The sequence below is a fragment of the Paenibacillus amylolyticus genome, from assembly GCF_051136285.1.
Taxonomy (GTDB): Bacteria; Bacillota; Bacilli; order Paenibacillales; family Paenibacillaceae; genus Paenibacillus; species Paenibacillus amylolyticus_F.
Genome location: NZ_CP194938.1, coordinates 1922067 through 1944314, shown reverse-complemented (window position 1 = coordinate 1944314; position 22248 = coordinate 1922067). Strand labels below are relative to the sequence as shown.

The 22248-nt window shown below is 48.0% G+C and carries 23 protein-coding genes; 19 read left to right on the top strand and 4 right to left on the bottom strand.

The window, feature by feature from the left end; translation table 11 throughout:
- Positions 1-151: 151 nt before the first annotated feature.
- The 13 genes from ACR8BL_RS08360 (at position 152) to ACR8BL_RS08300 (ending at position 10797) form a co-directional block, all read left to right on the top strand.
- Positions 152-1153, top strand: a complete 1002-nt coding sequence (locus tag ACR8BL_RS08360; protein WP_434752173.1) for a beta-ketoacyl-ACP synthase III — start codon at positions 152-154, stop codon at positions 1151-1153.
- Positions 1143-2384, top strand: coding sequence for an ATP-grasp domain-containing protein (locus ACR8BL_RS08355; RefSeq protein WP_434752172.1), 1242 nt, complete (start codon positions 1143-1145; stop codon positions 2382-2384). The genes ACR8BL_RS08360 and ACR8BL_RS08355 overlap by 11 nt, the downstream gene beginning before the upstream one ends.
- A complete protein-coding gene (locus ACR8BL_RS08350; protein WP_434752171.1) occupies positions 2381-3376 on the top strand; it encodes an NAD-dependent epimerase/dehydratase family protein in 996 nt (331 codons plus the stop codon). The genes ACR8BL_RS08355 and ACR8BL_RS08350 overlap by 4 nt, the downstream gene beginning before the upstream one ends.
- A complete protein-coding gene (locus ACR8BL_RS08345) occupies positions 3370-4254 on the top strand; it encodes an MBL fold metallo-hydrolase (RefSeq protein WP_434752170.1) in 885 nt (294 codons plus the stop codon). Before ACR8BL_RS08350 ends, ACR8BL_RS08345 begins: the two co-directional genes overlap by 7 nt.
- Positions 4251-5570, top strand: coding sequence for a F390 synthetase-related protein (locus tag ACR8BL_RS08340; RefSeq protein ID WP_434752169.1), 1320 nt, complete (start codon positions 4251-4253; stop codon positions 5568-5570). The genes ACR8BL_RS08345 and ACR8BL_RS08340 overlap by 4 nt, the downstream gene beginning before the upstream one ends.
- Positions 5571-5767: 197 nt before the next feature.
- Positions 5768-6610: an SDR family oxidoreductase gene (locus ACR8BL_RS08335; protein WP_434753054.1), complete on the top strand. Its 843-nt coding sequence runs from the start codon at positions 5768-5770 to the stop codon at positions 6608-6610.
- A 71-nt stretch (positions 6611-6681) separates the two neighbouring features.
- Positions 6682-6834: a hypothetical protein gene (locus tag ACR8BL_RS08330; protein WP_434752168.1), complete on the top strand. Its 153-nt coding sequence runs from the start codon at positions 6682-6684 to the stop codon at positions 6832-6834.
- Positions 6835-6848: 14 nt separating this feature from the next.
- Positions 6849-7418 carry a GNAT family N-acetyltransferase gene (locus ACR8BL_RS08325; protein WP_434752167.1) on the top strand — a complete coding sequence of 190 codons (570 nt, stop codon included), beginning with the start codon at positions 6849-6851 and terminating at the stop codon, positions 7416-7418.
- Positions 7396-8292: a serine/threonine protein kinase gene (locus tag ACR8BL_RS08320; protein ID WP_434752166.1), complete on the top strand. Its 897-nt coding sequence runs from the start codon at positions 7396-7398 to the stop codon at positions 8290-8292. Before ACR8BL_RS08325 ends, ACR8BL_RS08320 begins: the two co-directional genes overlap by 23 nt.
- A 48-nt stretch (positions 8293-8340) precedes the next feature.
- Complete coding sequence (locus tag ACR8BL_RS08315) at positions 8341-8709, top strand: hypothetical protein (RefSeq protein WP_434752165.1); 369 nt, start codon at positions 8341-8343, stop codon at positions 8707-8709.
- A 162-nt stretch (positions 8710-8871) separates the two neighbouring features.
- Positions 8872-9321: a hypothetical protein gene (locus tag ACR8BL_RS08310; RefSeq protein ID WP_434752164.1), complete on the top strand. Its 450-nt coding sequence runs from the start codon at positions 8872-8874 to the stop codon at positions 9319-9321.
- An 18-nt stretch (positions 9322-9339) separates the two neighbouring features.
- The gene (murI, locus tag ACR8BL_RS08305) at positions 9340-10194 is read left to right on the top strand and encodes a glutamate racemase (protein ID WP_434752163.1); all 855 of its coding nucleotides are present in this window, start codon (positions 9340-9342) and stop codon (positions 10192-10194) included.
- Positions 10195-10218: 24 nt separating this feature from the next.
- Positions 10219-10797, top strand: coding sequence for a histidine phosphatase family protein (locus ACR8BL_RS08300; RefSeq protein WP_434752162.1), 579 nt, complete (start codon positions 10219-10221; stop codon positions 10795-10797).
- A gap of 74 nt (positions 10798-10871) precedes the next feature.
- Here ACR8BL_RS08300 and ACR8BL_RS08295 read toward each other — a convergent pair whose 3' ends face one another.
- Entirely contained in the window at positions 10872-11234 is a 363-nt protein-coding gene (locus tag ACR8BL_RS08295) for a DUF423 domain-containing protein (protein WP_434752161.1), read from the bottom strand.
- A 97-nt stretch (positions 11235-11331) separates the two neighbouring features.
- Positions 11332-12261: a type I pantothenate kinase gene (coaA, locus tag ACR8BL_RS08290; RefSeq protein WP_434752160.1), complete on the bottom strand. Its 930-nt coding sequence runs from the start codon at positions 12259-12261 to the stop codon at positions 11332-11334.
- Between the two features lie 216 nt (positions 12262-12477).
- Here coaA and ACR8BL_RS08285 point away from each other — a divergent pair, with 216 nt between their 5' ends.
- The 6 genes from ACR8BL_RS08285 (at position 12478) to odhB (ending at position 20017) form a co-directional block, all read left to right on the top strand.
- The gene (locus ACR8BL_RS08285; RefSeq protein WP_434752159.1) at positions 12478-13266 is read left to right on the top strand and encodes a DUF3891 family protein; all 789 of its coding nucleotides are present in this window, start codon (positions 12478-12480) and stop codon (positions 13264-13266) included.
- 180 nt (positions 13267-13446) lie between these two features.
- A complete protein-coding gene (locus tag ACR8BL_RS08280) occupies positions 13447-13941 on the top strand; it encodes an 8-oxo-dGTP diphosphatase (RefSeq protein ID WP_434752158.1) in 495 nt (164 codons plus the stop codon).
- A 115-nt stretch (positions 13942-14056) separates the two neighbouring features.
- Entirely contained in the window at positions 14057-14491 is a 435-nt protein-coding gene (locus ACR8BL_RS08275; protein ID WP_434752157.1) for a GNAT family N-acetyltransferase, read from the top strand.
- A 160-nt stretch (positions 14492-14651) separates the two neighbouring features.
- Positions 14652-15137, top strand: coding sequence for a GNAT family N-acetyltransferase (locus ACR8BL_RS08270; protein WP_434752156.1), 486 nt, complete (start codon positions 14652-14654; stop codon positions 15135-15137).
- A 732-nt stretch (positions 15138-15869) separates the two neighbouring features.
- Complete coding sequence (locus tag ACR8BL_RS08265; RefSeq protein WP_434752155.1) at positions 15870-18743, top strand: 2-oxoglutarate dehydrogenase E1 component; 2874 nt, start codon at positions 15870-15872, stop codon at positions 18741-18743.
- 5 nt (positions 18744-18748) lie between these two features.
- On the top strand, positions 18749-20017 hold the full coding sequence (gene odhB / locus ACR8BL_RS08260) for a 2-oxoglutarate dehydrogenase complex dihydrolipoyllysine-residue succinyltransferase (RefSeq protein ID WP_434752154.1): 1269 nt from the start codon (positions 18749-18751) through the stop codon (positions 20015-20017).
- Positions 20018-20176: 159 nt separating this feature from the next.
- Here odhB and ACR8BL_RS08255 read toward each other — a convergent pair whose 3' ends face one another.
- A complete protein-coding gene (locus ACR8BL_RS08255; RefSeq protein WP_434752153.1) occupies positions 20177-21172 on the bottom strand; it encodes an alpha/beta fold hydrolase in 996 nt (331 codons plus the stop codon).
- Between the two features lie 41 nt (positions 21173-21213).
- Positions 21214-22194, bottom strand: a complete 981-nt coding sequence (locus tag ACR8BL_RS08250) for a type I phosphomannose isomerase catalytic subunit (protein WP_434758341.1) — start codon at positions 22192-22194, stop codon at positions 21214-21216.
- Positions 22195-22248: the final 54 nt, after the last annotated feature.

The following is a 22248-nucleotide window of genomic DNA, read 5'->3' as shown; positions in this document are numbered from 1 at the left end:
AATGTGCAGAAGATCATTCATATCGTAATGGGGAGGGCAGAGCAATCTGCCCTTCTGTCGATTGCACCCTTATTCAGTTGGAGGCATATGCGTTTAATGATTACTAGCACAAAATTTACATAAGACCTACGAAAGAGAAGAGGTTGGGCAAATGCAACTTAGAAGAGTAAGAATCGCAGGTACAGGGAAATATCTCCCCCATATGAAGGTGACGGATGAGGAATTGGATGAGCGCTTGAATGTACCGGCAGGCTGGGTCAGCAAAGCAACGGGGGTAGGTTTTCGTTATTACGCCTCGGACGAGGAGACTTCTTCCTACATGGGTGCGAGAGCTGCTGAAGCGGCTCTTGCCGATGCAGGTCTGTCCTTTGGAGAGATCGATTGTCTGGTATGCACAAGCGGAACGAAGGAACAGCCGCTGCCAAGTACAGCTGTCTTTATTCAGCAGGCCATGGGAGAGGAAGATTCGGGTGTACCTGCCTTTGATATGGATGCGACCTGTCTGAGTTTTCTGAACGGTCTTGATGTCATTTCTTATATGGTGGATGCTGGACGTTACCAGCGTGTATTACTTGTAGCCACCGAGATTGCCTCAGCCGGATTGAACTGGAAAGACCCGGAAAGTGCTGCCTTATTTGGGGATGGAGCTGCGGCAGTCATCATAGAGCGTACATCTGAAGAGTCAGGCTCACAGATCGTACACGCATCTCTGCGCACCTATAGCCGCGGGGCACGGTTTTCGGAGATTGCAGGCGGGGGAACAAGGCAACATGCAGCCCATTATAATGTGGCGCAGCCAGATTCATTTCTCTTTCATATGGATGGACAAGTTATTTTCCGTATGGCATCCAAGCTGTTACCCGGTTTCATGGACGAGATGCTTCAAGCTTCCGGGAACCAGATGCAGGATTTCGGGCTGGTCATTCCTCATCAGGGAAGTGCAATGGCTATGCGCCTGATTCGCAAGAAGCTGGGTATTCCGGAGGAACGCTTCATGGATATTACACGAGGTCATGGCAATACCATTGCGGCTTCCATTCCGATGGGACTGCACGAAGCGATTCGTCAGCAACGAATACAGCGTGGTGATCGTGTACTGATGATTGGAACGGCGGCGGGTTTATCCTTGGGAGGACTCATCTTTGATTACTAGATTCGGACAACGTGGGCTTCAAGCACAAGCTGGTCATTCATACAAGGTACTCCTTACTGGAGGCCGGGCTCCGGTGACGTTGGACTTGGCTCGTATGCTGCATCGGTCAGGCCAACTTGTATATGTTGCGGAGAGTATGGAACGTCATCTGTGCAGAACATCCAGTGCGGTGGAGCAGTGTGCACTTGTTCCATCGCCACGTCATCATACGGAAGATTACTTGTCAGCATTGGAACAGTGGATCAAAACATGGCAGATTGATCTGCTGATTCCGATGTGTGAGGAAGTATTTTATGTGGCTGGAGGGGTTGGTCGGTTGCGGCAGCATTGTCGTGTTCTGGTTTCCCCTTTGCAGCAGTTACATGTCCTTCATCATAAATACGATTTTATTCAGCTTGCCAAGTCTATGGGACTGCCGGTTCCCGATACACATCTTATTCAAAGTCCACAGGAGTGGCTGAAGACTCAGCATGTCCTGAATGGGTCAGGGGAATGGGTCTGGAAGCCGGTCTATTCCCGTTTTGCTGCCAAAGTGCGTATGCCAATAGCTGAAATGCGTCACGATCCGCCAGGGGAAGAGGTGTTATCTCCTGCTTCTCCTTGGGTTGCACAGCAGTACATCCATGGACGAGGACTGTGCACCTACAGTGTAGTGCATGAAGGCCAGTTGATTGCCCATGCCACCTATGACAGCCGATATCGTACAGGCAATGTAGGTGCGAGTGTTTTTTTTGAACAGGTGCAGCATGAGGGTGTGCGAGCGTGGGTACAGCAATTTGTGCAGGCGGCAGGTTTTAGCGGGCAGATTGGTTTTGATTTTATCGAAGACCTGTCAGGTCAGGTGTACGCTATTGAGTGTAACCCGAGGGCAACCAGTGGCATTCATCTGTTTCATCCTGGTGATGGTTTGGTGCGTGCATTGCTTGAACCCGAGGTGTTGTTAGACCAAAGAACAAAAGTTACACCGCAGTCAGGTAGTGATAAAGCCATGCTTGCCTTACCCATGCTGGGGAGTGGCCTCAGGCAGATCCAAGGCAGCAAAGGTAGCTTGCGCGCATGGAGAACAGCTTGGCGCAGTGCGAGGGATGTCGTGTATACACGGCAAGATTGGCGGCCTTTTTTCGAACAAGTCGCGGTAGTTCTTGCTGCTTGGCGTCTTGCGCGTTCACAGCAGATCTCGCTGACGGAAGCATTGACTCACGACATAGAATGGAATGGTGAACAACGATGAAGAGAGCATTAGTGACCGGGGCTACGGGGTGTTTGGGTAGACATCTGGCGATAAGGCTTTCATCCGAAGGATGGGATGTTACGGGTATGGGGAGACAACCAGAGATCGGTGCCACTCTTGAAACGGCTGGAGTGCGTTTCGTGAAAGGAGATATCCTGGATCAGCAGGCTGTGAATGCAGCATGTGCAGGTCAGGATGTGGTGTTCCACTGTGCGGCGTTATCGTCACCGTGGGGGAAATATCGGGATTTTTACAGCACTAATGTGCAGGGAACGCAGAATTTGGTTGAAAGCTCTGTACGCAGTCAGGTACAGCGGTTTGTGCATGTCTCGACGCCAAGTATATATTTTAATTACATCCCGCGGTATGAGGTTCATGAATATGATCCGTTGCCAGTCAAACCTGCCAATCATTATGCGGCTACCAAACGTCTCGCTGAAGAAATCGTGCTGAGCGCCCATGGAAAAGGACTGCCCTCGATCATCATTCGTCCGCGAGCTATTTTTGGACCCTATGATCAAACGCTTTTCCCACGTATTGTTGCAGCAAATGCCAAACGAGGCGTGCCAATGATCGATGGCGGACAGGCATTGATTGACCTGACGTGCGTGGATAATGTGGTGGATGCCCTGATGCTGTGCAGTGAAACTTCTGACGATGCACTTGGGCGAGCTTACAATATTTCGAATGCAGATCCGAGACCGTTTGCCGAGTTGGTCGAGTCTCTGTTCGGCATGTTAGACATGCAGCTCCGGCGTCGGAATATTCCTTACACGATAGCCTATGGAGTGGCTAGTATGCTGGAGGGGGTTCATCGTTTTATTCCGGCTCTGGGTGAGCCGCCTCTCACCAGATACACGGTTGGATCTTTGGGTGTACCACAGACATTAAGCATAGTGGATGCAAAAGAGCAGCTGGGATATACACCGCGGGTGTCTATTGAAGAGGGCTTGCAGCAATTTGCAGATTGGTGGAGGGCTGAATCATGTTAACAACCAAGCGGGTTAAGCTATATTTGGGCGCAGCAGGTTATTGTACACATCCTGAGTTTCTAACATTGCGAGGAGGGAGCTTACGAGCGGTCCCTTTTCCGGCAGGCTTTGCCTGTATCCTTCATCCAGATCATGGCCCGATTTTGCTGGACACGGGATATAGTTCCCGTTTTTTTGAAGAGACTGCTCGCCTGCCTAATGCCTTGTATCGTCATATCACACCCGTAGTATATCGGGAAGAAGACAGTGCTGTTCATTTTCTGGAGCGGATCGGGCTTAAGGCAACAGACATCCGTTATGTCATTCTTTCGCATTTTCACGGGGATCACATCGCTGGAGTGAGGGACTTCCCGGAGGCCCGGTTTATTTATTTGCCAAGAGCGTATGATGCGGTTCGCTCCCTTGGTTCGATGGCGGCAGTGAAGGCTGGTTTTCTGGCTGGACTGCTCCCGGATGATTTTATCCAGCGATCAATGCCCGTGAACGATCATCCCAAACGTTGGGCGGAAGTGGCGGAGAGTAGAGGCATAACAGCTCCGGATCGTTTCCCATGGGACGAGGTATACGATATTTTTGGAGATGGCAGTCTGCTCGGGGTAGATGTATCGGGTCATGCGGAAGGCATGATGGGATTGTTGCTGCGGACAGAACAGCATGAATATTTTTTATGTGCGGATGCGGTATGGTCAAGTCGGGCTTTTCGTGAACAACGCAGACCTCATGCACTTGCGGGTATCATTATGTCAGATCGGCAGCAGTACAGACAGAACTTTGACAAGTTGATACAGCTGCATCAGCAGTTTCCTGCGCTTCGCATTGTACCGAGCCACTGCCAAGAGGTGCTGAGCGAATGGGGCACAGGAGGAACGGGACGATGAGTAATCCCATTCGAATTGTAACTCATTATGCCTTGGCGCGTGGCTTGCGCAGATGGCGTACACGGACACAGCTTGAACGCTGGCAGGAACGCCGAATCAAGCGACATGTCGAGCAGGTTCGGGCGCAGTCTCCATTTTATCAAAAGTGGTGGGAGGGGCTGAACGCATCTGATTGGAGACAGTTTCCGCAGATTGACAAATCCATAATGATGCAGCATTTTGATACCTTGAACACCGTTGGGATTTCGAAAGAAGAGGCATTGATCCTGGTTGGTGAGAGTGAAGATACTCGTGATTTCAAGCAGTCCTCCATCAAGGGGGTAACGGTAGGACTCTCTTCAGGCACATCCGGTAACCGGGGCTTATTTCTGGTCAGTGATCAAGAGCAGGACGCATGGACGGGTACGGTACTTGCCAAACTGTTACCAGGCGGGCTGTGGAAACCTGCAAAGATCGCTTTTTTCTTGCGCGCGAACAGCAATTTGTATGAATCGGTGAAGCGTGGCAAGCTGCAATTCCAGTATTTCGACTTGCTGGAGCATGTGGATGTCTTGGTTGAGCGCATGGAAGAATATCAACCCACGGTATGGGTGGCTCCGCCCTCTATGCTTCGTATGCTGGCTGATGCTTATCTACAGGGACGTTTAACCCATGTGCCAGACAAAATCATTTCTGTAGCCGAGGTGCTTGATCCACTGGATCGTAACGTGCTGGAGCGTGTTTTTCGGCAGACCGTCCATCAGGTGTACCAGTGTACAGAAGGTTTCTTGGGAGCGACCTGCGAATACGGAACCTTACATCTGAATGAAGACATTGTGTATATTGAAAAAGAATACCTTGATCCGGCCACCCGGCGGTTCGTGCCTGTGATCACGGATTTTTCCAGAACATCACAGCCGATTATCCGGTATCGGCTGAATGATATATTAACCGAGGCGGCAGAGCCGTGCGCCTGTGGCTCATTGTTTACTGCCATTGAGCGGATTGAGGGCCGCTGTGATGATACGCTTTATTTTTCACATCAACATGAGGGTAAGGCTGTTTCGGTTTTTCCGGATTTCATCAGTCGTGCGGTCATTGCGGCCTCGCCAGCCATTGAGCATTATCGCGTGGTGCAGGGTGGCAGTGGAGTATTGGAAGTATCCATGCGGATCAGGGAAGAAGCGGGTCAGGAGCAGGTACAGGCGGCTGTGTTGCATGAAATGGGAAAATTGGCAGATAGGCTGCAATGTGTGCTTCCAGAGGTACACTTTGTGCCGTATACGTATGAACCGGGGATAACGAAGTTGCGGCGGGTGGAGAGACGTGTGAATTAATGAGGCTTGCTTGCCCAATGAACGATATAGATTGAACTATTCTTTTACACTTAAACGGAGGTGATGAAGTGACCGCGTGGGCCTATAAAATAGGAGAGGATTCTCCCAACCCTGTGGATGGCAATGGTACATCGGAATCGGGTAATACAACAGATTCTCCATCAACAGTAAAAACAAGAGAAACAAGATTAGCCGGGCTGGGAGATCAACATCCTTTAGCTTTGATCACAGGAACATCCAGTGGCTTCGGTATGCTGACTGCTATCACACTTGCCAAGCAAGGTTATCGTGTTATTGCGACGATGCGTGATCTGAGCCGTAAGGGAGAACTTTCGAACCGTGCCGAGGAGGCAGGAGTGACCGATCGACTCTACTATGTACAGCTTGATGTAACAGATTCGGAATCAGTGCAGACCGCTGTGGAAACGGTTCTACAGCAATATGGGCGAATTGACATGTTGGTGAATAATGCAGGCTTTGCTGTAGGCGGATTTATTGAGGAAGTGTCGATGGAGGATTGGCGGCGGCAGATAGAAACGAATCTGTTTGGACTTATTGCAGTTACCCGCGCCGTTCTGCCTGTCATGCGTGAACAGAATTGCGGGCTGATTGTTAATCTTTCGAGTGTGAGTGGTTTGTCCGGTTTTCCGGGATATGCACCCTACGCTGCTTCCAAGTTCGCCGTGGAAGGGTTTAGCGAAAGTCTGCGCCATGAGATGTCCTCATTTGGTATCCGGGTGGTGCTGGTGGAACCCGGGGCATATCGTACACCTATCTGGAACAAAGGATTGGGAGAGATTCACCAGAAGGAGAATTCCCCTTATAAACATAAGCTGAATGCGGTTTTGCGGTATTCCAAAAAGGCGAGTGAGACTGCACCTGATCCGCAGGAGGTCGCTGATCTGATCGGGCGGATTGCGCAAATGCGTGCACCGAGGCTACGATATGCGCTGGGCAAAGGCTCTCGGTTACTCATCATCGGGAAGGCACTGCTGCCATGGAAGTGGCTGGAGTGGCTGATTGCCCGTGGCCTTCAATAGTTTAAGAGTGTTTTGATGGTGTGCTTATACGCGAGCAGAAGTCATAACCTTTTCAAAGGGAGGGCTGATTCATGTTTGAGGTCATTGTTATTGTGCTGCTGATTATCATTACAGGTTTGCTATTGCATATCAACAGCAAACTACCAGCGCGTGATCGGGTACATGAAGCGATGGAATTGGATCGTCATCGGAGTGACAACGTTAATCAGGATTGGAAAAAATAGGGGGTTGACGAGGGATGACAACAGATGCTGGACAGGGCAAGTACATTCTGCGTAATGTCCAAAGGGATGAATCTGATCTATATTGGCCTTTACGGCTTGAAGCACTGCGAACACACCCCGAAGCTTTTGGGGCTTCCTATGAGTTATCCAGCCAGTTATCCATGAGTGAAGTGCAAGAACGCATACATAACAAGCCCGATGATTACATTTTGGGTGCGTACACCTTTGACGGCAAACTTGCGGGCATGATGGGGTTTAAAAGGGAATTCGGTCTGAAGCTCAGACATAAGGGATTTATCTGGGGTGTCTATGTATCACCTGCTCATCGGAGGAATGGATTGGCATCCCGATTGTTATCCGAGGTTCTGAAGCGAGGCAGATATCTGGAAAACCTCAAGCAGATTAACCTGAGTGTAGTGACTACCAATGTCTCTGCGAAACGGTTGTATGAAGGGCACGGATTTGAAACCTACGGAATCGAGCGCAACGCGCTTGAAGTAAGCGGGCAAGGGTATGATGAGGCACATATGACGTATTTTTACAGGCGAGAGGAGTTGTCTAATGACAAATCAGATCGTTCATGAAATCGATGGTGTCTCGTTTATGTTAAAAGAAAAACATGCTTTCGACTGGCTAATGCCGCTTGGAACTGTCTTCTGTGTATTTGATCAACAGGACTCTGGCAATATTTCATTTGGTTTAGTACAAAAGGATGGTCAAAAGAAATTTGTGAAGTATGCAGGAGCACGCACTCTTTGTGCCAATGTTATGGCAAGCCCGGTAGAAGCTATACGTCATTTGCGATCCTCTGTCTTGATTTATGAAGATCTGGCACATGACAGTCTGATTCGGTTGAGAGACCATTTTGCCACAGACGACGGTTATGCTTGTGTGTTCGATTGGGTGGAAGGAGAGTGTTTGCATTTGCACTGGTCTTTCCCGCCTCCGGCCAAGTACGAAGATCCGCGCTCACCCTATGTTCAGTTCAGGCAGCTTCCGGTACAGACACGCTTGCCGGCTATGGAACGTATTCTCGACTTTCATATCGAAGCGGAGCGTAGAGGTTATGTAGCTGTAGATTTCTACGATGGCAGTCTGATTTATAATTTTGCGGCGAAGGAAGTTCGCATATGTGATATAGATCTATACCGAAAAGGTGAGTTCACGAATACGATGGGACGCATGTGGGGTTCATCCCGCTTTATGTCACCGGAGGAATTTGAGCTTGGGGCACCGATTGACTCCGTCACGAATGTTTTTAACATGGGGGCTATGGCCTTTGCCCTGCTTGGGGGAGAATTGGATCGTTCCTGGGAACGTTGGGAAGCTGGAGAAGCGTTGTATGATGTTGTCCTATGTGCGGTGAATGCAGATCGTACCCTGAGGTACACCTCTGTAGCTGAATTTGGTCGGGCTTGGAAAGAGGGGATGCGCAATGACGCAATAGGAGATTCGTAACTATGCAGAAAATCCCGTATAATGGAAAATAATGAGGAGGTGATGACGATGTGCCGATATGCGATGTCTGGACCTTATAAAGGGATCTATGCTTGTTTTAACTGTCGCAAGTCTTTTAAACAAGTATCACCTTACGATCTGAGCTCGGAAACCGTGGGAACTCTTGAACATAAGTGCCCACAATGTGCGGAGATTATGGTGAGCATGGGGCATGATTTTCAAGCTCCAAAGCAAAAGGACATCAAACAGTGGACCAAAGTGATGACGCTCTATCGTCATGGTGTTACTTATCATAACTGTGGATGTGGGGCAGGATATCGTCCAGCCGAACTGCGTGAAGTCCCTGAATTTCTGGAGCAGCAGGCTGCTGGACAAAGAAGTGAAGGGGAGAAACTGCTTCATCGCTGGATGGAATAGCAGATCAAACAGTATGATTCGTACATTCATACAAAAAGATTTGCAATATGTCATAGAAGCGCATATCCGTATTTATCGCAACGAGTATAATTATGATGACTGCTTTGCGGCATATATTACCAATGCGGTAGAAAAGCAGAATCTGCGCCAGGAGATATAGCGATGAAAACAGAGCCTGTTTATGCTGAAAATACAATTGTTGGCGTTTGGTTTCAGAGCCGGTGGCGCTGGTACGTCACTGAACGGGAGTATTGGTTTTTAAACGTAGAGATGGAAGAACGTTTTGGTATCCATGTGTTGAATGAGGAGACAGCGGCTGTTTTCTTACAGGCTATTCAGGAGGAGCAGGTAAGCGCGGCTGAATTGAGGAGTGTGCTTCTGCAGTTTCGGGAGATGCATCACGTGGGTGATGAATGGCTGAAGTATGTGCCGTCATTTCTTGTCGATTTTGACAGGCGGCTATTCTTTTCTATGTTTCCGGAGCCTGCCTCCTTTGAGCATTACATGCCGGATGGCTGGACAGGGAGTTACATGGATTTTTTAGAGCAGGTTCCAGAGGATGAACGATACTGGAAGATAGCAGGCAAGTCTTTATTTGAAGAAAACCTTTAAGCTTCACCTCCAGTCAGCATGAGCAGTAATGAGCGGTTCCCCGAACCGAAAGAATACGTTATAGAGGTGACATCTTTGACGAAAAACATTGCTTTTTTTGATTCAGGCATCGGTGGATTAACGGTACTGCATACCGCTTTGCAGCAGTTTCCGGGAGAGTCCTATATCTATTACGCAGATACATTGCACGTTCCGTATGGAACCAAGTCTGCGGACGAAGTTCGTCGTTATATTTTTGCCTGCACGGATGCTATTGTTCGAGAACGAGCAGACGCGATTGTAATCGCATGTAATACAGCAACCAGCCTGACCGTTAATGAGCTTCGTTCCATGTATGACATTCCGATCATCGGTATGGAGCCAGCGGTGAAACCAGCTGTTGAGATGAACCGGGATAACGATAAGCGTGTGCTTGTGTTTGCTACGGCTCTGACACTGAGTCAAACGAAGTATAACGAACTGGTGTCACGCGTGGATGATGAGCACCGGGTTGATTCCTTCGCGCTTCCTGAACTGGTGGAGTGGTGTGAGCAGCTGGAGTTTGATCCGGTCAAAATAACTGCATACTTCCGCTCCAAGCTGGCGGATCTGGATCTGGAACAATACGGAACGGTGGTCATGGGCTGTACGCATTACCCGTTCTACACACCTATCTTGCGCAAGATGCTGCCGAATCATATTCAGATCCTTGATGGTAGCCAAGGGACGGTAAACCACTTGCAGCAACGGCTTGGACTTGTTGTACAACAGCATTCTGAAAGTATTCACCTGGAGCAGGCAGGGAACGTGTCCTTTTTCAGTTCATCAGGCCGAACGGAAGATCAGGATAAAATGCGTATAGCACTTCAATATCTCAAACAAAGATCATTGTAGACCAGACCACCGGAGGTGTTAGCAATGGAGTCCATTGTTCTGATTCGTCACGCAAAAGCCGAAGGACAGGAGGCATACGCAAGTCTGACGGATGAGGGTTACAGACAGGCTGAAAAATTGGCAGGAATGCTATCCGGTCACCCAATCTCCTATATTGTATCCAGTCCATGGAAAAGGGCAGTGCAAACGGCCGTGCCTTTAGGCGCGGCGATACAGCAGCACATTCATACGGATGAACGCTTGCAGGAAAGGGTGCTGAGTACACAGAATCTGCCGAACTGGATGGATGTGCTGAAACGTACATATGAGGATGAAGATTGGGCCGCAGAGGGCGGGGAATCGTCTCGAACCGCAGCTGCCAGAGGTTTGGCATTGCTGGAGGAATGTTGGAACAGACCAGAACCCCATGGAGCAGTTGTCACGCATGGCAATCTGTTATCGTTAATCATTCGTCATTACGATTCTTCTTTTGGTTATTCCGATTGGGCCAAGCTTTCCAATCCGGATGTATATATTTTGAGACGGGCGCAGGACTCGTCAGCAGAGGGAAGTTACCAAGAGGATGGGCATAAGGTCACTATATCCAGACTGTGGATGGAGTGAATGAAAAAGAGTGCTCCAGCATCACGTTCGTTCAGCTGGAACACTCTGTAGGATCGGTGAAAATGACTCTCTTCTTACAGTGCTGCGAACAGCAAGGTAATCCAGCCGGCGAGGAAGGCTACACCACCTATGGGTGTCACAGCTCCCCACTTGCGGACACCTGTAATGCTTAGTGTATAGAGGCTTCCGGAGAACAGAATGATTCCGGCGAACAAGAGCCAACCTGCTGTTATGACAAGGGATGAGGAACTCAGCCGATCTGCGAACAATCCAAGCAGGATGATGCCGAGTCCATGAGCAATATGATACTGAACACCAGTCTCATAGATTTTGATCATGTCGGCGGATAACTTGCGCTTGAGCGCGTGTGCCCCGAAGGCACCCAGTGCAACGGCCAGAAACATCATAATACTGCCGAGAACCACTAGACTTTGCATGTCGTTTTCTCTCCTTTATAAGGGTAATAACCGTTTATCTAACGGGTAATAAGCAGTATGTCCATCACTTGGTGATCGAGGCTGCTTGGTATTTCATTTACAACTTGCGTAATTGGATCTGCTGAATGGAGTGATCGGCTTCTTTTTTCAAAATTAACCTTGCACGTCCTTTGGTTGGCAAAATGTTTTCATGCAGATTTTTCGCGTTAATGTCTTGCCAGATCTGGTTGGCTGTTTCAATGGTTTCCTCTTCGTTAATATTGGCGAAGCGCTGATGGAAGAAGGAATCTTTATTCTGAAAAGCAGTCTGACGAAGCAGCTTGAAACGTTCGACGTACCAGTGTCGGATGTGCTCTTCCTCTGCATCAATGTAGATGGAAAAATCAAAGAAATCACTAACCAGTAAAGGGGTCTCCCGCTTCACTTGCAGCACGTTGATGCCTTCAATAATCAAAATGTCCGGCTGGCAAATCGTTTTCTCTTCACCTTTAATTACATCGTAAGCCAGATGTGAATAAACAGGTGCTTTAACCTCAGGCTTGCCTGATTTCACATCGCCCATGAATTTAATGAGGGATTTGATATCATAGCTTTCGGGAAAACCTTTGCGATTCATGATGCCCTTTTCTTGTAGCACCGCATTCGGATATAAAAAGCCATCTGTGGTGACCAGGTCAACCTTCGGTTTATTCTTGCCTCTGGCAAGTAAAGCCTGGATCAGCCGGGCTGCTGTACTTTTTCCCACGGCAACACTGCCCCCGATCCCGATAATATAGGGGGTGTGAAGTGCTTCCTTTTTCATAAATGAGGCCGTTAGTTGGTCAAGCTCCCGTGAAGCTCTGGCATATAAGTCAATGAAGTGGGTAAGGGGCAGATAAACATCCTCAACTTCCTGAATGGATACTTCTTCGTTCAAGCCCTTTAACTGTTCCAGTTCAGCTTCCGTCAGAGGAAGAGTGATCTGATGTTCTTTGAGTCCAGCCCATTCTTTGCGGTTAAACTCGATGTAAGGTGAGTATAAATTCATGAGATCCCGCTTTCTGTATGTAATGTAATCGAAGACACAATCATTAGTGTACCAAATTTCAGCGAACTGACAACACCTTTACATGCTCTGTTTCAGGATGACCGTTATGTATATAGGATGTAAAGCAGCTAAACGCGGTGTGTATAGTAGCCTATAAGAAAGTGTAACCCAATTTATGTTAAAGTCAACGTATACCATGCGGAAGGGTGACAGCAAATGATCGTATATGAGAGAGAGAATGATTTTGTTTTGACCGCACAGCATGAGCATGGAATTGTCGCTGGAGACATGGCTGCTCATTGGAAGAAGGAGTGGCTTCCCCTTGGATCACATCGGGATGAATTAATTTTTGCTGCGAAGGAGCATGATCGGGGCTGGATTGAGCTGGACGCGGCACCGCTATGGAACGATTATAATCAAATTCCGTACTCCTTTCGTGATTTTCCGTTGCGTCCGCGTTTTGTGTTCTACCGCAAGGGAATTGAAGAAGTTAGACAGCAAAATTCATATGCGGGTTTACTGTGTAGTCTGATGTATACAGAACTGTTTCAGAAAACGCTTGGAGCAAGTCCGGAGGATGATGACGACATCCGGGAATACCTGCTCGAAGAGCAGAAACAGCAGGGGGACTGGAAACAAGAACTTGGCGGTGATGCTGCAGAGCTGGAACAGCGGCTGAAGAACGATGTAGAGATCATGTTGTTCTGCGATCAACTCAGTCTCTTTTTATGTATGGAGGAGCCAGGTACACCTACGGCACGTTATGATTTTTTTGCAGAAGGGCTCGGTTGTGGCTTCGATACCTGTCCAAGTGCAAACATTCAAGTTGAGTGGGCATCAGGCGAGAAGGTAGCTTTATCTTTTTTCCCATTTGATGAGGAGTTCGAAGTCACGATGTCTTATAAAGTGTTGCCCAAGGCCAGCATCCGCAAATTTGGAATGTTACAGGCATATCGCCGGGCTAATTGGAAGAAACGCAGTGTATGGATAACAGAATTATCCTGAGTTGGAGTTAAGCATACCCTATGAAACTCAGGTGAAACGGCATATATACATGATCATTCAAGCGGGCATCTGGTATTACGGGCGTCCGTTTTTGATGTGGAAAAAGTCTAGCAGGAATAATCGGATGACTTCCAGAAATCTTAGTGAAACGAGAGATAAGCACATCTTGGGAGGCTGAGCATGAATCATCAGGTTAAGATTTATACGATGTGTATGGTGTGGAACCCGGTTACCGATCAGGTTTTGCTGATGAACCGTCCGAATCACAAGGGGTTCCCGGGATACATTGCACCTGGAGGGAAAGTGGAATTTCCCGAAAGTATCGTGGACGGAGCCATACGTGAAGTTTGTGAAGAGACAGGGCTTGTTGTGAAGGAAATTATGTACAAAGGGCTCGATGAGTTCTGTGACCCTGAGCAAGGGTTAAGATACATGGTGTTTAACTATTTGGCTACGTCATACGAAGGCGAACTTCTTACCGAACCGCCAGAGGGGGAGTTAATCTGGGTATCCTTGAAGCAGGCAATGGATTTGCCGATGCAGGACTGGTTTGCAGAGCGGTTCCCGCGTTTTTTTAACTCCGGTACATTTGAACGAAGTGTTGTATGGGAGAAGTCAAGCGGACAAACCCTGCAAGAAACCTTCAAGACATACTCGGACCAGATTGTGACGTGACCCATAGAGCATTCATGATGTGTGAATAGGAACGATTAGATCGTATCCATATCTATATATTTAGTTCCAGATATTATGATATAATGGAGTTTGCTTTGTTTTGGAGGTGCAGGTGATGGAAATTGTATTTCGGGATACCCTGGCGGGAATTGACTGTGAGCAATTAAGTGGCGGGTTCTTTGACGGTTGGCCGAACCCGCCATCCACTTCAACGTTTCTCAAATTGTTAGAGCAGTCGTATGCGATTGAACTGGCTGTCGATGAGCAGACAGGGAATGTGGTAGGTTTCATTCAAGCCATATCGGATGGCGTACTCAGCGCATACATTCCTTTACTGGAAGTACTGCCGGAGTATAAAGGTCAAGGGATTGGTAGTACGCTTATGCAACGTATGCTTTATCGTCTCCAGGGACTATATATGATTGATCTTCTGTGTGATCCGGAGATCCAGACATTTTATGAAAAACATTCGATGCAGAGGTCAACGGGCATGTCCGTTCGCCATTATTCCAATCAAGCAGGACACATAGGCAACAAACAGAACGACTAACATAGATTGCAGAACAGCAGAAACATCAGGAATAACAGACACATCAGGCATATCATGTAACTGGGAAGCTTCAGAATGAGTAATTTGTAGATTTGCCATACATAGGCTTCTGCAAAAGGCATGGAAAGAATAATTTGGATGTGAAAAGGTGGGGATTGGCATGAACTTGTCGTTCCGAATATTGGACTGGGATGAAGAAAAACCGTATGAACTTTTGCTGATGGCAGATCCTTCCAAAACCATTGTGGACGAATACCTTAGCAGAGGCGTTTGTTTTATAGCGGAGTATGAAGGAGAAATGGTAGGAGAGTTTGTATTACTCAAAACTCGTCCGGAGACAGCAGAGATTGTGAACATCGCCGTACAAGAGGAACTGCAGGGACAGGGTGTTGGCAAACACATGATTAAGGAAGCCATGGAGGCTGCGAGAAGGCTTGGTTGTCGTATATTGGAGATCGGAACGGGGAATTCCAGTTTTCACCAATTGAAATTGTATCAGCGCTGTGGTTTTCGGATTACGGGTGTGGAACGGGATTATTTTGTAAGACATTATGAGGAAGAGATCATCGAAAACGACATTCGTTGCGTGGATATGATTCGTCTTGCCGTTGATCTAAATGCTGTAACGGATGAGGAGAAGAAGTAGAGGCAGAACCTGATGGGGAAGACTCGCTGGGAGCAGCATGGTTTACAACGGAGCAATTGAAAGAACTGCAACTAACACCTTTGGCAAAATATATGATAAACCTGTCCTAAGAGGAAATTAGGACAGTGCGTAAAGAAGCCGCCGGTAAGTTCTCATTCGAGCGGCTTTATTCTATTTATGTGTTGTCAGGATACTTCCTGAAAAAATCCAATTTTTTGTTGAATAACATGTCAAGTGGTTAATGTTTGAATGCACGGTTTGTTTTTGGACAGAATGGACCACAATTCTTATTAAGGAGGTTTATACGGAAATCAGATCTGGATTTCAAGAAATCCGGCGTTCGTGGCTTGCCCTGAATTGCACCAATTATTCGATTCATCTAATTTATGCATCAATCGAGCTAAAAATAGGAAATGCTCCTGAGCGTAAAAGTTTATAGAATAGATATTAGAACACGAACTTCTCTGAAAACGGAGAGGAACGTATAACCTTCGAACGGATCAGGACATTTTTCGACATCTGTGCGACGGTAGTCTAATCATTGTTTTACTTTGATTTTGAAAACGCAGACAAACCTTTGACGGGAGCGTCGGAACAACGTTATTACCACGAACAGCATGAGAATTGGACTTCATGAAAAATTTCGCTTAAAATGTTGAACGAACGCGAATTACGGCTTATTCAATGATTTCCGTCAAACCCTATGACAAAATCAAGACGGAGGGAACGTCGATGACGATTGAGAAAGGCAACATGAAACCTTGGGAGAGTTACTATGGTCCCAATATGGGATATGTACAAGAACAGTATGAATTATTCACTCAAGATCCGGGTGCAGTGACACCGGCATATCGTGAATTGTTTGAACAATGGGGCGCACCGCCGATGTCTGGTAGAGGTGCAGACGTTCTTTCGAATTCCGATAATGCTCAATCTGCATCCGGAAGCGTAGATATCCAACTTTTGCAGAAAGCGGTTACAGCAGGCAAACTCGTATGGAACATCCGTACGTATGGCCACCTAGCTGCAGATATTGATCCACTTGGAATCAGTGAAGCTACAGATACATCATTGCTGGAACCAAAGCATTTTCAATTAAACGAGGAAGATTTGAAAGCATTACCTGCTTCTCTGATCTGGGAAGGTGCAGATGGTCAGACAACAACGGGCTGGGATGCTATTCAACGTCTTCGTCAGATTTATACAGGACCGATTGCTTACGAATTCAGTCATGTACATGAAGTACAAGAACGTGAGTGGCTGAATCGCCGTGCGGAATCCCGCACCTCCCCGGCTCCCCTTACACAGAAAGAACGTACGGCGTTGTTGGAACGTTTGGTTGAAGCTGAACAATTCGAAGATTTCCTGCACAAAACGTTTGTTGGACAGAAGCGTTTCTCCATCGAGGGAAATGATGTGTTAGTGCCTATGCTGGATGAAGCAGTCCGCCTTATGACAGAAGCAGGCTCCAGTCACATTCTGATGGGTATGGCTCACCGTGGACGTTTGAACGTTCTCGCTCACGTACTGGGCAAGCCGTACAGCAAAATTTTCTCTGAATTCCATCATGCCCCGAACAAAGACTTGGTTCCATCCGAAGGTTCAACAGGAATCAACTATGGATGGACGGGGGATGTCAAATATCATATGGGCGCGAACCGTTTTGTAAAAGACGGGGAGACTGTGCAGGCTCGCCTGACACTTGCAAACAACCCGAGCCATCTGGAATATGTCAATCCGGTTGTGCAAGGTTTCGCACGCGCAGCTCAGGATGACCGCCGTGAACCAGGTTATCCGAAGCAGGATGTAACGAAGGCAGCAACGATTCTGATGCACGGGGATGCGGCTTTCCCAGGTGAAGGCATTGTGGCTGAAACGCTGAATTTCAAAGCATTGCCAGGTTACCAAAATGGCGGAACGATTCATATTATCGTGAACAATCGTCTTGGGTTCACTACCGATAGCAGCGATTCACGTTCGACTTATTATGCAAGTGACCTTGCCAAAGGTTACGAGATTCCGATTGTACATGTGAACGCAGATAACCCTGAAGCTTGTATTGCAGCGATCCGTATGGCAGCAGAGTATCGCAACCGTTTCAAAAAGGACTTCCTGATCGACCTGATCGGATATCGCCGTTATGGTCATAACGAGACGGATGACCCTGAAACTACACAACCGCTCGTGTATGACAAGGTGAAGAATCACCCAACAGTAAGTCATCTGTATCAGGAAATGCTTAAGAAGGAATCTGTCATTGATGATGCATCTATCGCGAGCGTACGTGAAGGTGTAGCAAATCGCTTAAAAGAAGCTTATGACCAGATGAAGAAAAATGAAGTGCATGAGTACTACCAACGCAACATCAGTGAGTCCGAGGCAGTTACAATCACGCCAACAGCGGTGCCTCTGGAGCAATTGCGAAGCATTAATGCCGATCTTTTGAAATGGCCGGAGACCTTCAATGTATATCCCAAATTGCAACGGATTTTGCAACGCCGGAATACAGCTCTGAATGAAGGAGAGAAAGTCGACTGGAGCCTTGCCGAGACGCTGGCATTTGCAACAATTCTGGCAGACGGCAAGCCGATTCGTATCAGTGGTCAGGATGCAGAGCGCGCAACCTTCGCGCACCGTAACCTTGTCCTGCATGACGCGAAAAATGGTGAGAAATTCTGTCCGTTGCATCATCTGCCACAGGCCAAAGCATCGTTTGCCATCTATAACAGCCCGCTGTCTGAAGAATCTGTCGTTGGATTCGAATATGGATACAACGTGTACTCACCAGATACACTCGTGATCTGGGAAGCACAATTCGGTGACTTCGCTAACTGTGCACAGGTCATTTTTGACCAGTTCATATCAGCAGGACGTGCAAAATGGTCTCAAAAATCGAGCCTGGTTATGCTGCTTCCACACGCAAATGAAGGACAAGGGCCAGAACACACAAGCGCACGTCTGGAACGTTTCCTGCAACTGTGTGCGGAAGACAATATGACGGTGGTTAATCTGTCGAGTGCTTCACAATACTTCCACCTGTTGCGTCGTCAAGCTTCGTTAACTGAGACTGAAGATGCCCGTCCACTCGTCATGATGTCTCCTAAGAGTTTGATCCGCAATCCGCGTGTTGCGTCACCAGCTGTGGAATTCAGTGAAGGCAAATTTGAACTTGTACTGGAGCAGCCGGGTCTGGGTACGAAACCGGATCGGGTAGAACGAATTATTTTGTGCAGTGGTAAAGTTGCCATTGATCTGGAAGATGCGATTGAGAAGGATAAGGGAGACTTGTCCTGGCTTCATATCATTCGTGTCGAGCAGCTTTATCCGTTCCCAGCGGAAGAGATCAAACGTGTACTCGCACGTTTCAGTCAATTAAAAGAGCTGGTATGGGTGCAGGAAGAAAACAAAAACATGGGTGCCTGGACGTTTATGGAGCCTCGTCTTCGCGAAATCGCGCCTGAAGGCACTACAGTGAGGTATGAAGGCCGTCCGGAACATGCGAGTCCTTCCAGCGGTTATCAGCTTGTGCATAGCATGGAGCAGCAATTGATTATTACAGCAGCGTTGAAACAAACGGCGAAGAATAATATTCCACTGGGGAGGTAACAGCTGTGAGTGAAATTAAAGTACCTGCAATGGGTGAATCAATAACTGAAGGAACGGTATCCAGATGGATGGTTAAAGAAGGAGACAGCGTTAACCAAGGCGATGTTCTGCTTGAACTGGAGACGGATAAAGTCAACATCGAGATCAGTGCTGAAGAGAGTGGTGTACTCGAAAAGATCATTCGCCAAGAAGGCGAGACGGTAGTTATTGGTGAAACGATCGGTACACTTTCGGCTGGAGCAGGGGGAGGGAGCGCTCCAGCTGCTTCCGAACCGGCAGCGGCTGAATCCAAACCTGCACCTGCACCGGAAGCTCCAGTAGCACCAGCTGCTGTTGCGGCACCACCAGAGTCATCCGACAGTAACAAAACAGCATCTCCTTCTGCACGCAAGCTTGCTCGTGAGCGTGGGATTGAATTGGATCAAGTGCAGAGCAAAGATCCGATTGGCCGAGTGTATCAGGATGATGTGAAAAGCCACGGCAGTCAGCCGTCTGCTCCAGCAGCACCGCCAGCTGCCAAAGCTCCTGCTTCTGCGCCTAGTGCTCCAGCAGCCGGCGGCGCAACGTTTGCCAAGCCGGTAGAGCGTCAGCGCATGTCCCGCCGCCGTGCAACCATTGCTAAACGTTTGGTTGAAGCGCAGCAGACTGCAGCCATGTTAACGACCTTTAATGAGGTTGACATGACAGCGATCATGGACGTTCGTAAACGTCGCAAGGACAAGTTCAAAGAGAAGCATGATATCAACCTGGGTTTCATGTCTTTCTTTACCAAAGCGGTTGTTGGTGCACTGAAAAAGTTCCCAACGATTAACGCAGAGATTGATGGCGAAGATGTTGTACTCAAGAAATTCTATGATATCGGTATTGCGGTATCCGCTAAAGAAGGTCTGGTTGTTCCGGTTGTGCGGGATGCTGACCGTCTGGGCTTTGCCGAAATCGAAAGAAGCATTGCAGACCTTGCGTCCAAAGCACGTTCCAATACGCTGGCATTATCTGATCTGCAAGGTGGTACATTTACCATTACCAATGGCGGAACATTTGGTTCCCTGCTGTCTACGCCAATCCTGAATACTCCACAAGTAGGTATTCTCGGGATGCACAAGATTCAGCTTCGCCCAGTAGCGATTGATGCTGAGCGGATGGAAAACCGTCCAATGATGTATATCGCTTTGTCATACGATCATCGGATTATTGATGGAAGCGAAGCGGTTCGATTCCTGGTAACGGTAAAAGAATTGCTTGAAGATCCAGAATCCTTGCTGATCGAAGGTTAATGAGTTTTAATGTCTGCAATGGACTATTTCATACCTATGAGATTTAAATTTTTGCAATAGAACAAAATCCCCTGATCAAGCACAGTCTTTACTGTGCCGATCAGGGGACTTTTTTGTAATTGGATCAGAAAAAGATTTTCTTCAAAATGATCTCACGGTTCAGCCTGAACTTTGGATGGAGTGGGGTGTATCTTTCCGATCATGGATTTGTTCACCATTTTGATCAGCATGTGGCATGTGACATTTCAACCAGTTCAGGACATCTCGTGCCACTTCTGTACGATTTGTCTCGTGCAGCATCTCATGGCGGCCTCCAGGATAAAGACGATACTGCACGTCTTTCAGTCCAAGCTTCTGATACTGGGAGTAAAGGTTAAGTACACCTTTGCCCCGTAGCCCGACAGGATCGAGTTCACCTGAGAATAGAAAAACCGGTTTGTGTTTGGGGATACGCTCCATATTCTGCGGAAGATGGATTTGGAGTAACAATTTAAAAAAATCCCGAAAAAAACCAGCTGTGCATATCGCTCCACACATCGGGTCCTCAATAAATCGCTGCACCTCCTGATGGTCACGGGACAACCAGTCAAAAGGGGTTGTGGCTGGCCGAAAGGCACGGTTAAATCCGCCAAATACAATGGCATTTAACAGCAGGCTTCGATGATTGTCACCTTGAATGCCGCACTGTAACAAAGCAAGCTTTTCTCCAAATCGGAGTAGTCCTCGTTTGCCGTTGGTACCGGACAACACAAAAGCATGGTACCTTTCATGTCCGGTATACATGAGATACTGTACTAAAAAAGAACCCATGCTGTGTCCCATGAGAAACAGGGGAACTCCCGGATGTTCCGCGGCTGCCACTTCGCCCAAATCAACGATATCACTAGCCATCCAGCGAAATGCGTCCACCCCTGCATCGCCCAGTAACTCGGTGTTCTCTACAGTTTTGCCATGACCTCGATGGTCATTGGCATACACGGCATACCCGTGCTTGGTGAGATAACCCGCAAATTCGGCATAACGCGCTGCCGTCTCGCCCATTCCGTGTGCGATCTGCACAATGCCTTGAATGTGTTCGTCCGAATCGGGAAGCCAGCGGTACACATGAATACGGGTACCTTCATCGGCGATCAACGCAAAGGTAGATTCCTGCATCTCGTGTAATTCCTCCTTCACAGGTTATCGGTAACTAAAGCTTACGGAAGATAGGATCGAAGAACGGTTGTATTTCCGCTCAGTGTATAGGCACCCAGATTAGCAGGCAGGAGATAACATTGACCTGCTTTCAATGTCAGATGCTCGCCCGCTTCAGCTCCATTCCATTCAAGTGTACCTTCACCTTCACATACGACAAGAATGGTAAAGCTGTCCGGTGTAGTAGATAACTCCCAGTGATCGGTTACCACGCCTTTTTCTACAACAAAGTAAGGGCACGAGGCAAGCTGCATCCATTCACCTGGTACTGCATTGCTGGTTTTCATCGTTGTGGCCCCGGCGCCTTCATATGCAGTGACATTCAGGGAATCTTCCACATGCAGTTCACGCGGCTTGCCGTCCAGTCCGGGACGGTTGTAATCATAGATCCGGTACGTTGTATCCGAATTTTGTTGTATTTCGGCCACGACAACGCCTGCGCATAGAGCATGCACTGTTCCGGCAGGGATAAAGAATGTATCCCCGGCCTCCACGGGTACTTGACGGAGGGTGTCCATCACGGTGCCATTTTCCAACGCATGTTTCAACACGTTACGATCTACACCTTCATTAAGGCCGTAGATAATATGAGCGCCGGGCTCTGCATCAAGCACGTACCACATCTCCGTTTTACCCAGTTCACCCGGAGGAAGAGCGGCGTAATCATCTGTAGGATGTACCTGAACGGACAAATCATCGTTACAGTCCAGCAATTTAATCAGCAGAGGAAAACGTCCCCCTTTTTCTGAAACACCTTTGGACCCAAGCCAGGCAGTTCCGAGCTGTTCACGCACCTCGTCAAGTCCTTTGCCAGCGAGTGAGCCGTTCAGTACCTTGGTCGTGCCATTGGCATGATCTGCGATCATCCAGCCTTCACCAATATGTCCTTCGGGGGGGGTCAGACCGAATTGCTCCAGCGCGCGACCTCCCCATACACGTTCTTTGAATTCGGGTTGGAATTGTAATGGGTACGGCGTAGACATGGATATCTCTCCTCTAGTATATGAAATGGTGAATCGATTTAACCAGTTTCGGGC